Source organism: Bacillus cereus group sp. Bce041 (genome assembly GCF_052646455.1).
In genome coordinates, this window is the sequence record NZ_JBQXON010000001.1 from 631094 (window position 1) to 643873 (window position 12780).

The following is a 12780-nucleotide window of genomic DNA, read 5'->3' on the forward strand; positions in this document are numbered from 1 at the left end:
TCCTCGTTTAGTAAACCGTTTCTTTAAAGAAGAATCCTGTATCTAACGGACGATTTACTGGTTGCATTTCTTCTATTTCTTTATATAGATCATCTTTCACGTCATAATATGCATCACGATCTTCTACGCATAAATCAATCGCTTGACGATATTTCTTCGTTACTTCAATAATGTATTCAGAGCTTTTTAGTACACCGTCGATTTTTAAGCTATCGACTTCAGCTTCGATTAGTTCCTCTAATTCATCGATGAAACAAATATCGTTCGGACTCATAATGTGAGTACCATTTTCATCTTCATAAATTGGATATTTATTGTTACGCTCTGGGTCATATAAGAACATATTCTCTTCATATTTTTTCTTTTCAATGTCAAGATTACGTCCTTGATACTCAAAGTAGTTTCCTACTAATGAACGCTTCGATTGGAACATACAAGTCATACCGTGAATTTGTACTTCTAGTTCCACTTCAGCATTTTCTTTTAAATCAACAATTTCATCTAAGCTCAGCTCACGAGCTAATACAGCGCGCTTCGCTCCTCTTTGTCCCCAGTAGTTACAAGTGAACCAGTTTGTTGCTGTCGTTTCTGTATTCCAGTGCAACTGCATATTTGGTGCTACTTCGCGAACAGCCATTAATACCGCTGGATCTCCGAAAACAATTGCATCTACATTTACTTCGTTTAAAAATGAAACGTAATCTGTTAATTCTTCTACTTTATCGTTGTGGAACATAGCGTTCATGGCTACGTATACTTTCACACCATTTTCATGTGCAATCTTCACAGTTTGTTTTACATCTTCACGTGAAAACTCCCCTGCTAAACGTAAACCAAACTTTTGCTCACCGATCATTACCGCATCTGCTCCTGCTTTCGCAAGAGGTTCGATATCCGCCACCGCTCTTGGCGTTACTAACAATTCAGTTTTCTTCATACTTTGGTCACCCTCTCTTTTTACTAACAGCTACTCCATCACCAATTGGGAAAATCGTTGTATCATATCCTTCATGATTCATAAGCCACTCATTGTACGTCTTAATACGACGGATTAAACCACGTGTACGTCTGTTTTCAATTTTCTCTTTTGTCGTTACAAGACCGTGGTACATAACATTATCTGAAATAATTACTCCACCAGGATTTAATAACGGTTCATATAAGTCAAAAAAGCGACGATACTGTCCTTTTGCTGCATCAATAAAAATAACGTCAAATGTCCCGTGTTCTTTTACTTGTTCACCTGTCTCTAACGCATCACCGTAAATAACTGAAATACGATCTGTTACTGGGGAACGTTCTATATATTCAAGTGCTTTTTCATATCGCTCACGATTGCGCTCAACTGTCACAATACGTGAATTTGGAATAGCTTGCATCATACGAATACTAGAATAACCGATTGCTGTTCCAAGTTCTAAAATGCTTTTCGGTCCAATTAAACGTAAAAATTGCAGCATAAATTCCATTCCAAGTCGATCCATAATCGGCACATGATTTTCTGTTGCATATTCTTCCATTTCAAGAATTAATTTATCTTTCGGATCAATAAATGATAATAGGTACTCGTTAACTGCATCCTCCATAAATGGTCCTCCTTATTTACATGGAGAAGTGCCTCTATGACGTCTTTTCACACATAGAATGCAATAAAAATACAAGCCAGCTTTACCCTTAGCTTGTACGTCCCGTTTTGATATTAAAAACGATTCTTCTGCCAGTTTTTAACCCGATATATTTTACCACAAAAAAGAGGGATGTGCGACTTTTTTCGCTATCCCTCCCCATTTCACTGTTTTTTCGTAATGTATTTTTGCTTTAATGCATTATGCTCTTCTAATGTTTTCGCATAATACACTTCACCACTTGGTGCAGCTAAGAAATAATAATAATCTGTTTGCACAGGTTCTAACGCAGCTTCCACTGAATGTTTACCAGAGTTTGCGATCGGCCCTACCGGCAATCCTTTTACAACATACGTATTATACGGTGAGTTGACCTTTAAATCTTCGTATAATACACGTTGTTTATGCTTTCCAAGTGCATATAATACCGTTGGATCCGTTTGAAGTGGCATGCCTTTTGCTAAACGATTATAAAAGACACTAGAGATCTTTTGACGATCTGTAAAACCTGTTGCCTCTTCTTCAATAAGTGAAGATAATGTTAAAAGCTGATGAACATCCCAATTCTTCGCTTTCATTTTCGCCTCATTTTGAACAATGATTGCATTTGTTTTCTCAAGCATCAGAATTACAATTTCTTCCAACGTCGTATCTTTCTTATAAAACGAATACGTTGCAGGATATAAATAACCTTCTAATGGGTATTTAATATTACTATCAAAGATTTTATCCGTTAATAACTTCGGATACTTTTGCTGCATTTTTTGAATAAATGCTTTATCGTTTAATTGACGCGTAACATCATCTTTATTCCACTTTAGTTCTGTCGCAATCGTTTCTGCAATTTCAGTTACTTGCGCCCCTTCTTTAATCGTCACTTTATAAAGAGCTGGACGATGCACGTTGCCAGATGACATTTGTTCGATCACATCTTCAGCATTCATTGAAGGATTTAATAAATATGTACCTGCTTGTAAACTTTTCGATTTAGCCTTTGTATAAAAACTAAAAACTGTACCGTTTTTTACAGCGCCTTTTTCTTCTAAAATTTCTCCAATTTTACTTGTAGATGATCCTTTCGGAATTTCTACTTCAATCTCTTTTTTATTCCCGCTATCAACTGGTCCTAATGCGGATGAAATATACGCATAGACTGAACCACAAACTAAAAGCAGTGCAATAATCGAAAATAAAAAGATGCGTCTACGCTTCTTTTTCACTTGATTCTCTATCAAAACATTTCCTCCTTACTTAATTGTAGACCGTATGTACACCTTTCTATACAGCACGATGTAAAAACGCAACAAATTCACTTATCTTTTTTAATTGACACTTTATTTTTCTACAATCCGTCTCATTATACTACAAAGACTTACACAGTTTCGACAAAAAATCTTTCATTTTACATATAAATACAAAAAAAAGATGGACTGTATGTCGTCCATCTTTTCAGTACTTATTATTCAGCTTCTTGCTCATCAGCTAGAGTGTTGAACATTTCTTGTACCATTTCCCACTCTTCTTCAGATTCGATTGGAAGTAAAGTTCCGCCCTCTTCTTCATTTTGCTCATAAGCCATTGCATCATAAATTTGGTCTCCATCTTCGTCTACTTCACCGATTGGAGAGAAGACTACGTATGATTTTTTGCCAAATTTTTCAGCGTCAAAAGTGAAAATAATTTCACATAAATGTTCGTTACCTTTTTCGTCTACAATTGTAATTTGATTTTCTTCCATTTTGGTCACCTCTTATTTACTATCTAAAAATCCTTGTAAGATTACGACTGCAGCCATCTTATCAATTACTTGCTTTCGCTTCTTACGGCTTACATCGGCTGAAATGAGTAGACGTTCCGCTGCCATTGTTGACAAACGCTCGTCCCACATTACAACGTCTAATTGTAACAGCTCTCGTAGGTTTTCTGCAAATTGTTGGCACGCTTCACCACGTGGGCCAATTGTACCATTCATATTTTTAGGTAAACCTACTACTATTTTGTCCACATTGTACTGCTTTACTAACTCAGAAATACGATCAAAACCAAAGTGACCTCGTTCTTCGTTAATCTTAATTGTTTCTAATCCTTGTGCTGTCCAGCCCATCTCGTCGCTAATTGCAACTCCGACTGTTTTTGTACCTACATCTAAACCTAATATCCGCATAAACTACTCCTCACGATGATGTTTCAAGTAAGACTTCACAAGCTCTTCAATTAACTCATCACGTTCAAGCTTGCGAATGATGCTACGTGCATCTTTATGGCGAGGTATGTATGCTGGGTCTCCACTTAATAAATAACCGACGATTTGGTTAATCGGATTATAGCCTTTTTCTTGAAGTGCATCATACACAGTTAAAAGTACATCATTTACATGGACACTCTGTTTTTCATCTTGAATGCTAAACTTCATTGTTTTATCAAAACCGTCCATTTCAAGCACCTCACTTATATAGTAAGTATAGGGAGAAGAACTTCTCCTCTCCCTACCATTGTACACTACTATCTCTTTATTTTGAAACAGATTTAACGTACTCTTGTACAAATGCTAAAGCTTCTTCGACTTGAGCTGGGTTTTTACCGCCTGCTTGTGCCATATCAGGACGGCCACCACCGCCACCGCCGCAACGAGAAGCTACTTCTTTCACAAGTTTACCAGCATGGTAACCTTGGCTAATTAAGTCTTTCGTTACACCTGCTAGGATGTTTACTTTATCGTCATTAACAGACGCTAATACAACAACTGCTGACTCTAATTTATTTTTCAGATCATCCATCATCGTACGTAAGTTGTTCATATCTGCAACATTTACTTTCGCTGCTAATACATTCACACCATCAACTGTCATTACAGAATCAGTTAAGTTTCCAGCTTCGATATTGCTTAATTTCGCAGCAAGAGATTCATTTTCTTTTTGCAGTTGTTTCACTTCAGCAAATAGACCATCAACTCTTGTTAAAATATCTTTCGGATTTGTTTTCATTTTTCCTGCTGCTTCTTTTAATAAACCTACTTGATCGTTCATTAATTCGTATGCAGACTTACCAGTTACTGCTTCAATACGACGAGTTCCTGCACCAATACCAGACTCAGCAACGATTTTGAAAATACCGATAGAAGCTGTATTATCAACGTGACAACCACCACAAAGCTCTAAGCTGTAATCGCCAACTTGTACAACGCGTACAACATCTCCGTATTTTTCACCGAATAATGCCATTGCGCCCATTTCTTTCGCTTCTTCGATTGCTTTTTGAGAAATCTCAACATCAATACTTTCCCAAATTTTTTCGTTTACCATACGCTCAATTTTTTCTAATTCGTCAGCTTGTACTTGACCGAAGTGAGAGAAGTCAAAACGTAGACGTTCAGAAGTTACAAGAGAACCTGCTTGGTTAACGTGTGTTCCAAGTACGTCTTTTAATGCTTGGTGTAGTAAGTGAGTTGCTGTATGATTTTTTACAACGCTACTACGGTTTTTCGTATCGATAATAGCTTTTACAGCCGCATCTTTCGTTAATGTACCTTCTTCAACAACAACTTTATGCAAGTTTTGGCCGTTTGGTGCTTTTTGTACGTCTTTTACAAGAACTTTCACACCATCTGCAAGAAGGTAACCACGGTCTGCAATTTGTCCACCACTCTCAGCATAGAATGGTGTTACATCAAGAATTAACTGTCCTTCTTCACCAGCTTGTAAGCTGTCTGTGTATTCGCCGTTTTTCACAAGTGCAACAACGTTACTTTCTGTTGCAACTGTACCGTAACCAACGAATTCGCTCGCTACTTTAATTTCTCCAAGGACACCACCTTGAACTTGCATAGAATCAACGTCTTGACGAGCAGCACGTGCACGCTCACGTTGTTTTTCCATTTCATTTTCAAAACCTTCATGATCAACTGTCATGCCAGCTTCTTCTGCATATTCTTCTGTTAATTCAATTGGGAAACCGTATGTGTCATATAGACGGAACGCATCTACTCCAGAAATAACAGTTGTTTTTTCTTCTTTTGCTTTTGCAATTACTTCAGCTAAAATTGCTTCACCATCATGAAGTGTTTCATGGAAACGCTCTTCTTCGTTCTTCACAACTTTCGCAATGAAATCTTTCTTTTCAAGTACTTCTGGATAGAAGTCTTTCATTACTTCTCCAACAACCGGTACTAATTCAAACATAAATGGACGGTTGATGTTTAATTTCTTCGAATAACGAACAGCGCGGCGTAATAAACGACGTAATACATAACCACGGCCTTCGTTAGATGGAAGAGCACCGTCACCAACAGCGAATGTTACTGTACGGATATGGTCAGCAATTACTTTGAATGCCATATCTTTTTCTAAATCGCCATTACGATATTTTTCACCAGAAATTGTTTCTGTTGCACCAATCATCGGCATGAATAGGTCTGTATCAAAGTTCGTAGGTACATCTTGAACGATAGATGTCATACGCTCTAGACCCATCCCTGTATCAATGTTTTTCTTAGGAAGTGGTGTATATGAACCGTCTGGATTATGGTTAAATTGAGAGAATACAAGGTTCCATACTTCTAAGTAACGCTCGTTTTCTCCGCCTGGATATAATTCTGGGTCACTAAAGTCATTACCGTAAGCTTCTCCGCGGTCATAGAAAATCTCTGTATTCGGTCCACTTGGCCCTTCACCGATATCCCAGAAGTTTTCTTCTAAGCGGATAATACGCTCTTTTGGAACGCCCATTTTCTCATTCCAAATTGTGAATGCTTCTTCATCTTCTGGATGGATTGTAACTGATAGTAATTCTTTATCGAATCCGATCCATTTGTCGCTCGTTAAGAATTCCCAAGCCCATGTAATTGCTTCTTCTTTGAAGTAATCACCAATTGAGAAGTTTCCTAACATTTCAAAGAATGTATGGTGACGAGCTGTTTTCCCTACGTTTTCAATATCGTTTGTACGAATTGATTTTTGAGCATTTGTAATACGTGGATTTTGTGGGATTACACGTCCATCAAAATATTTTTTTAATGTAGCTACACCACTATTAATCCATAGAAGAGATGGATCTTCATGTGGAACTAGTGATGCACTAGGTTCTACTGCATGTCCTTTTTCTTGGAAAAAGTCTAAAAACATTTGACGAATTTGTGCGCCTGTTAGTTGTTTCATTGTATTTTCCTCCTTAAATATAAAAAACTCCCGTCCCTATAAAAGGGACGAGAGTTAACTCGCGATACCACCCTAATTATGAATTGATTACAATAACAATCAATTCATCACCTCATGGTGCCGTAACGTGGCAAGACGGCAGTGATTAGCTGCTCTCAGGATTAGCTTTCTGTTACCCTTCATTTAAAGCTTCTTTCAGCCATATGGAAGCTTCTCTCTATAAATGGACTGTAACGTACTTGTTCCGTCATTGATTTAATGTATTATATGACTAAATATAATAGAATTCTCTTAAGTTTGTCAATGTAGATAATCATTTATATTGTATTAATTGCTTATTAATCATAGGTATTCTACTATTCATTCTTAACAGCCTTTTCATATATTATGCGTTTATTAACAAATCGGAATCTCCTTATAAGAATGATTTATAAAAATTTCTAAATATTACTTTTTTTGCTACAATTAAATTATTGTTAATAAAATAAAGGAGCGATCACAATGACAACCTTACTTAGCAAAGCTAAAAACATATTAGCGACTGACGAAACGATATTATTTTACGCAGCATGTTCATTAGACATATTTATTTATCGTTCCGTCGCAAGGCCAGGATTGCTAATTTTAACGAACAAAAGACTATTCTTTTATGGGCCAGATGTAAGTAAGAATCCAATATTTGAAGAGTACTCTTTCGCAAAAATTTCTAATCTAAAAGAACAAAAGCGTCTTTTCAACAATCAAATTATATTTATGTATGATAACGAATGGAAAAAAATAAAACATATTCAAACAAATGATGTGAGCTCCCTCGTTCAAAAAATACACGAGCAACTTTCTAAATAAATATATGATTAGCCCTCTATTTCTTACATAGAGGGCTTCTATACTTACACATCTTCTTTTTTCAAGAGCGGTCTCACATGAACAATGACAGTGCGAATAACTGCTAAAATCGGAACCGATATTAGCAATCCTACAATCCCAGCTACCTCTCCCCCAACTAGTAAGGCAAGCATAATAATAACGGGATGCATACGAAGTGACTTACCAACGATGTAAGGCGATAAAATGTTACTCTCCACAAATTGCAAAATCGCAATCGTAATCCCCGCCTTAATAAGTAAACTCGTTGATACTGTTGCTGCAATCATTAACGTCGGGATCGCTCCTAAAATAGGACCGAAGTATGGGATTATATCCGTTACCCCAATAATAATGCCAAGCAATAATGGATATTTCATACCGATAAACCAAAAAGAAAGAGCTGATACTCCCCCTAATACTAAACAAACAAATAACTGTCCTCGAATATAGCTTCCAAGTGACTTATCAATTTCTTTCGCAAGCATTTGCCCCGTACCTCGCCATTTACTTGGGACTAGTTTCCAAAAGATATGATAAAACTCACCATAATCTTTTAATATGTAAAATACAATAAACGGTATTAAGAAAATAATGAGCAATGAATCGAGTACACCACGAGCTGTACTCATCACTTTATTTAAAAGCGCTTGAATCTTCGTTTCCACACCCACAAAAAGTTGCTTCACCTTTTCATGAATGAACGAAGGGAAATTCGCTGTTTGTTCTGTAACGCCATCCATCCACGAATCGTACATCTTTGTAAACTGGGGAAATTGTTCATTAATCTCTTGTAACTGTTTAATAACAACTGGTGTTCCTTTATAAATCCCATAACCAATTCCGCCAAAGAAAAGGATATAAATGAGCAAAATGGCAAGTGTACGGGGCATCCCTTCCTTATGAATTTTTTCAATTAAAGGGTGCAATAAATACGCAATAAAACACGCGATAAGAAACGGCGTGATTGCTACTTTAAATACAAAAATAATCGGTGCCCATAGCGGCTTAATTTTTAAAAAGACGAGCAGACAAAGAAAAACAAGTAACAATAATCCTAAACGATATATCCAAATGATTTTAAGATTCTTCACATGAAAAACCTCCTCCACCTTTATTTTGAAAATAAATGGGGTAGGTTATGTGCGAAACTTTTAAAATCTTTTCATACGGACCATACTGTTTTTTAAAGACGTACATATAAATAACATAACAAGGACAACCACCCCTGAGAATACAGCATGAATTAATATAATCAGGAGGGCTAATTATGGTTTTGTTTATGCTTGGATTATCAGCACTTTTTATGATTCTTGAATGGATTTGTATCGGGTTCGGTATTTGGAAGGGGTTCTTTATTCATTCCTCACGTAAAGAAAAAGCGAAGCAATTATGGCAGTATGGAATACTTGGCGTTGGCTGCTACGGTCTATCTTATCTTTTCTCAGAGATCGGACTTTTTTATTTGCATATGGGTGCATAAAAAAACTCCCTTGTCTACAAGGGAGTTTTTCAATTTATCGAAATGATTATAAGTAAGACTTAATCATCTTACGTGCTTTTTTCATATTGCGTTTTGAAAATACATCTTGTTTACGAGCATATTGATATGCTGCAGCTCCAACACCTAATGCGATTAATGAATTGCGTAGATTCAAAGTAAATCCCCCTTTTCGTTATCCGATCGTTCTTTCATTCTCATCAAATAAATCATCAAGAGAGCTTAATGAACCGTCTTCCTCAACTTGATGTGTATGGATTTTCCCCTTTGAAACCGATAATTCGATATAACAATTCCAGCAATAAAATTGGTTGACACCTATTTTTCCAATGTCTTTCCCTTTGCAATTTGGACAAATGAACATATGGCTTTCATCTCCTTACAGTCTCCCAGATTCTATTCGCCATTATGTCCAAACTGCATTCATTTATACATTACTGGAGCCTTTCAACGCTATGCGTTTGAAAGTTTCACTATATAATTTCACCTTGTTACATGAAATCATACGGTGAAATGTTTTCCACGTCCATTTCCTCGCCATTAACTGTGACCATCTGTACTTCTCCTTGTGATTCTTGCAAGCGACTAGCTAAAGTTGTTTGACGCATTGCATCATCAAGGCGATTTACACCAGATTGGAAAGCTGCTTCCTCCCCGCAAATAATAAGGAACTTCTTACTTCTTGTAATACCCGTGTAAATTAAATTACGACGTAACATACGGTTGTAACTTTTCACGATTGGCATAATAACAATCGGAAATTCACTACCTTGTGATTTATGAATGGAACAACAATATGCATGCGTAATTTGATTTAAATCGGGCTTCGTATACGTTACCTCAATTCCATCAAATGAAACGATAATCATATCTTGTTGCTCAACGTTTTCTTTTGCATAAAACACCGAAACAATTTCCCCAATATCACCATTAAACACTTGGCTCTCCGGCTGATTCACGAGTTGCAGTACTTTATCACCTCTTCGGTACACAACATCACCGTAAGCAATTTCTTTACTCTTTTCCCTCTTCGGATTAAATACTTGTTGCAGCGCTTCGTTTAATACATTAATACCAGCAGGCCCGCGGTACATCGGTGCTAATACTTGAACATCCCTTGCACTAAAGCCTTTTGTTTTAGCATTTTCGCAAACTTTTTTCACAACCTCAACAATTTGAGCCCCTGTACAGCTGATAAACGAACGATCTTTTTTGTTTTGCGCTAAATCTGGTGGTAGAGTTCCATTTTTTATCGCATGGGCAAGTTGAATCACTGATGAGCCTTCCGCTTGACGATAAATTTCAGTAAGCTTCACTGTCGGAACTGCGCCTGCATTTAATAAATCTTTTAATACTTGTCCAGGTCCTACAGATGGCAACTGATCTTCATCACCTACAACGATAACTTGAATATTCGTCGGCAACGACTTAAATAGCTGATTTGCAAGCCAAATATCAACCATTGAAAATTCATCGATAATAAGGAGCTTACCTTGGACAGGATCCGTTTCATTACGCTGGAAAGATCCTTCTGGCGTCCAACCAAGTAAACGGTGAATTGTGCAAGCTGGAAGTCCTGTCGATTCACTCATCCGCTTCGCTGCTCTTCCTGTTGGAGCTGTTAATAGTATTGGAAATGGATTATCATCACTGTATTCATTCGGATTTAACGATAATCCGTGAAGTGACGCATACATTTCAACAATCCCTTTAATAACTGTTGTTTTCCCTGTTCCTGGTCCACCTGTCAATAACATCATCGGTTTATGAAGTGCCGTTTGAATTGCTTCTTGCTGAAACGGTGCATATTGTACGTTCAGTTGTTCTTCAATTTCACCTAACGTTTTTAACACTTCCGCTTCTGGAAATGAAGGTGTTTCTTCTTGATTCATAAGCCTGCGAATAGACTTTACAACACCTTTTTCAGAGTAGAATAACGTCGCTAAATACACTCGTTCTTCTTCTATGATGACTTTCCCTTCACTTTGCATCGTTTCAATACAACCTATAATATCTTCCTCAGTCACTCTTCCTTCTTGATTGTTTAAAAGTGACATCGTTTCTCTTACAAGTTGATCTTTCCTCATATAAACATGACCAAGTTGTAATGAGACATTCTCTAATGTGTAAAAACATCCCGCTCGTACACGGTCGTCATGATTACCCGATATCCCTAACGCACGCCCTATATCATCCGCTCTTCCAAAACCAATCCCGTCCACTTCTTCAATAAGTTGATACGGATTATTACGAATCACTTCTAATGTCATCTCTTTATATTGCTGGTAAATCTTAATAGAAAGTTTCGTTCCAAAACCGTAGCCATTTAAAAAGCTCATTACTTTCTCTAATCCTTGATGTTCAACAATTGTCTCATATATTTCCTGAGCCTTTTGTTTATTAACAACACCATTTAACGCCTCAGGGTCATCCATAATTTTAGAAATAGCATGTTCTCCGAGATGGTCCACAATTTTTTCAGCTGTACGTTTTCCTATCCCTTTAAATAAATCACTCGCTAAATATTGCACCATACCTGCTTTTGTTTGCGGCAATTCTTTTTTAAATGTTTCAACCATATATTGTTTTCCATACTTTGGATGGTCCTTAAAATGACCTGTCAATGTAAACACTTCATCTTCATGCATGCGGGGAAAATGACCGTTTATCATTACTTTCTTTTCGTCATACGTTTCATTCGTTTCAATGACTTTCATACTGACAACGGAATAGAGGTTTTCTTCGTTGTGGAAAATGGTATGAAGAACTTGCGCTTTTATAAACTTTTTCTCTTCCTCAAACAAATCCATTGCATGTTGATTTCCCATCTTTCCTCTCCTTTCCGATATTTTCACTTTAATGAGCAGTACATCCCCCACCTTTTTAGATGAGGGATAACTACCCATTAAACTATATTTTTATCTTATTCAGCTTCTTGCTCTAATAAACGAACGCCATTACCCGCTAAAAAGTGATCTGGCTGAATTTCAGTTGCTTTCTTAAATAAAGCGAGAGCCTTCTCATTATTTTCCTCAAATACGTACGCAACACCTAAATTGTAATACGCATCTGCATGCTCTTCATCCATTTCTAATACCTTTTCAAAATAAGGTTTCGCCTCTTGAACATGTTCTAATCGCGCGAAGCAAAGTCCGCACTGGAATACAGCTTCTACATCGTTTTCATCTAATTCTGTTGCTCTTTGTAAGAATGGTAGTGCAAGACGATCATTTCCAAGCTGTACATGTGTGATACCTAACATAAATGTTACATCAGCTGATTGTAATCCAGCTTGCATTGCTTGTTCAAATACAGCTTTCGCCTCAGTAAATTGCTCTTGGCCATAATATACATTTCCTAAACCATAATAGGCAGCTGCAGATTTATCATCTAACTCTAGTGCGCGTTTATAAAATAAAATCGCTCGCTCGCTATCACCTAATACGTCTAATAAATTTGCAAAATTAATGTATCCAAGCGCATCTTTCGGATTTTCTTCGATTGCTTCTGTAAAATTTTTAGCTGCTTCTTCCCAGTTTCCTTCTTGCATATATTGAATACCTGTTTCAAGTTTGTTTGACATGTCCTTCACCTCTACAACAAATTATAACAAAGAATGTATTTTCCAAGCGAACGA

General features: G+C 36.9%; 14 protein-coding genes and 1 other annotated feature. Of the genes, 2 read left to right on the forward strand and 12 right to left on the reverse strand.

The genetic code is table 11. The features are described from left to right. Positions 1 to 7: 7 nt before the first annotated feature. The 7 genes from ACUN13_RS03330 to alaS all read right to left on the reverse strand — a co-directional run bounded on the left by ACUN13_RS03330 (position 8) and on the right by alaS (position 6778). Positions 8 to 937: a peptidase U32 family protein gene (locus ACUN13_RS03330; protein ID WP_025686953.1), complete on the reverse strand. Its 930-nt coding sequence runs from the start codon at positions 935 to 937 to the stop codon at positions 8 to 10. 7 nt (positions 938 to 944) lie between these two features. Next, on the reverse strand, positions 945 to 1586 hold the full coding sequence (locus ACUN13_RS03335; RefSeq protein ID WP_000389102.1) for an O-methyltransferase: 642 nt from the start codon (positions 1584 to 1586) through the stop codon (positions 945 to 947). A 203-nt stretch (positions 1587 to 1789) separates the two neighbouring features. Next, positions 1790 to 2860: an endolytic transglycosylase MltG gene (gene mltG / locus ACUN13_RS03340; RefSeq protein ID WP_445423661.1), complete on the reverse strand. Its 1071-nt coding sequence runs from the start codon at positions 2858 to 2860 to the stop codon at positions 1790 to 1792. A 224-nt stretch (positions 2861 to 3084) separates the two neighbouring features. Further along, positions 3085 to 3363, reverse strand: a complete 279-nt coding sequence (locus ACUN13_RS03345; RefSeq protein ID WP_000392247.1) for a DUF1292 domain-containing protein — start codon at positions 3361 to 3363, stop codon at positions 3085 to 3087. Between the two features lie 12 nt (positions 3364 to 3375). Beyond that, positions 3376 to 3789, reverse strand: coding sequence for a Holliday junction resolvase RuvX (ruvX, locus tag ACUN13_RS03350; protein ID WP_001221193.1), 414 nt, complete (start codon positions 3787 to 3789; stop codon positions 3376 to 3378). Positions 3790 to 3792: 3 nt separating this feature from the next. Continuing rightward, on the reverse strand, positions 3793 to 4059 hold the full coding sequence (locus tag ACUN13_RS03355; protein ID WP_000348590.1) for an IreB family regulatory phosphoprotein: 267 nt from the start codon (positions 4057 to 4059) through the stop codon (positions 3793 to 3795). A gap of 76 nt (positions 4060 to 4135) precedes the next feature. Next, positions 4136 to 6778: an alanine--tRNA ligase gene (gene alaS / locus ACUN13_RS03360; protein WP_000811825.1), complete on the reverse strand. Its 2643-nt coding sequence runs from the start codon at positions 6776 to 6778 to the stop codon at positions 4136 to 4138. 40 nt (positions 6779 to 6818) lie between these two features. Further along, positions 6819 to 7038, reverse strand: a binding site (T-box leader). Between the two features lie 241 nt (positions 7039 to 7279). Here alaS and ACUN13_RS03365 point away from each other — a divergent pair. Further along, a complete protein-coding gene (locus tag ACUN13_RS03365) occupies positions 7280 to 7624 on the forward strand; it encodes a PH domain-containing protein (RefSeq protein ID WP_000209578.1) in 345 nt (114 codons plus the stop codon). Positions 7625 to 7668: 44 nt separating this feature from the next. Here ACUN13_RS03365 and ACUN13_RS03370 read toward each other — a convergent pair whose 3' ends face one another. Then, positions 7669 to 8736 (reverse strand): AI-2E family transporter, encoded by a 1068-nt coding sequence (locus ACUN13_RS03370; RefSeq protein ID WP_000793128.1) that lies wholly within the window; start codon positions 8734 to 8736, stop codon positions 7669 to 7671. Positions 8737 to 8912: 176 nt separating this feature from the next. Between ACUN13_RS03370 and ACUN13_RS03375 the strand changes: the two genes are divergently transcribed. Beyond that, positions 8913 to 9125, forward strand: coding sequence for a hypothetical protein (locus ACUN13_RS03375; protein WP_000242535.1), 213 nt, complete (start codon positions 8913 to 8915; stop codon positions 9123 to 9125). Positions 9126 to 9171: 46 nt separating this feature from the next. Here the strand turns inward: ACUN13_RS03375 and ACUN13_RS03380 are convergent, their stop codons facing one another. The 4 genes from ACUN13_RS03380 to ACUN13_RS03395 form a co-directional block, all read right to left on the reverse strand. Further along, a complete protein-coding gene (locus ACUN13_RS03380) occupies positions 9172 to 9300 on the reverse strand; it encodes a YrzQ family protein (protein ID WP_001053553.1) in 129 nt (42 codons plus the stop codon). An 18-nt stretch (positions 9301 to 9318) separates the two neighbouring features. Further along, positions 9319 to 9507, reverse strand: coding sequence for a hypothetical protein (locus ACUN13_RS03385; protein ID WP_000469281.1), 189 nt, complete (start codon positions 9505 to 9507; stop codon positions 9319 to 9321). Between the two features lie 127 nt (positions 9508 to 9634). Next, complete coding sequence (gene recD2, locus ACUN13_RS03390; protein ID WP_000528082.1) at positions 9635 to 11971, reverse strand: SF1B family DNA helicase RecD2; 2337 nt, start codon at positions 11969 to 11971, stop codon at positions 9635 to 9637. A gap of 95 nt (positions 11972 to 12066) precedes the next feature. Continuing rightward, entirely contained in the window at positions 12067 to 12726 is a 660-nt protein-coding gene (locus ACUN13_RS03395) for a tetratricopeptide repeat protein (protein WP_000066409.1), read from the reverse strand. Between the last annotated feature and the right edge of the window lie 54 nt (positions 12727 to 12780).

Excerpts from the sequence above, each read along its gene's own strand:
- ACUN13_RS03330 (WP_025686953.1), bottom strand. The coding sequence starts at position 937 with ATGAAGAAAACTGAATTGTTAGTAACGCCAAGAGCGGTGGCGGATATC.
- ACUN13_RS03335 (WP_000389102.1), bottom strand. The coding sequence starts at position 1,586 with ATGGAGGATGCAGTTAACGAGTACCTATTATCATTTATTGATCCGAAA.
- ACUN13_RS03345 (WP_000392247.1), bottom strand. The coding sequence starts at position 3,363 with ATGGAAGAAAATCAAATTACAATTGTAGACGAAAAAGGTAACGAACAT.
- ruvX (WP_001221193.1), bottom strand. The coding sequence starts at position 3,789 with ATGCGGATATTAGGTTTAGATGTAGGTACAAAAACAGTCGGAGTTGCA.
- ACUN13_RS03355 (WP_000348590.1), bottom strand. The coding sequence starts at position 4,059 with ATGGACGGTTTTGATAAAACAATGAAGTTTAGCATTCAAGATGAAAAA.
- alaS (WP_000811825.1), bottom strand. The coding sequence starts at position 6,778 with ATGAAACAACTAACAGGCGCACAAATTCGTCAAATGTTTTTAGACTTT.
- ACUN13_RS03365 (WP_000209578.1), top strand. The coding sequence starts at position 7,280 with ATGACAACCTTACTTAGCAAAGCTAAAAACATATTAGCGACTGACGAA.
- ACUN13_RS03375 (WP_000242535.1), top strand. The coding sequence starts at position 8,913 with ATGGTTTTGTTTATGCTTGGATTATCAGCACTTTTTATGATTCTTGAA.
- ACUN13_RS03385 (WP_000469281.1), bottom strand. The coding sequence starts at position 9,507 with ATGTTCATTTGTCCAAATTGCAAAGGGAAAGACATTGGAAAAATAGGT.
- recD2 (WP_000528082.1), bottom strand. The coding sequence starts at position 11,971 with ATGGGAAATCAACATGCAATGGATTTGTTTGAGGAAGAGAAAAAGTTT.
- ACUN13_RS03395 (WP_000066409.1), bottom strand. The coding sequence starts at position 12,726 with ATGTCAAACAAACTTGAAACAGGTATTCAATATATGCAAGAAGGAAAC.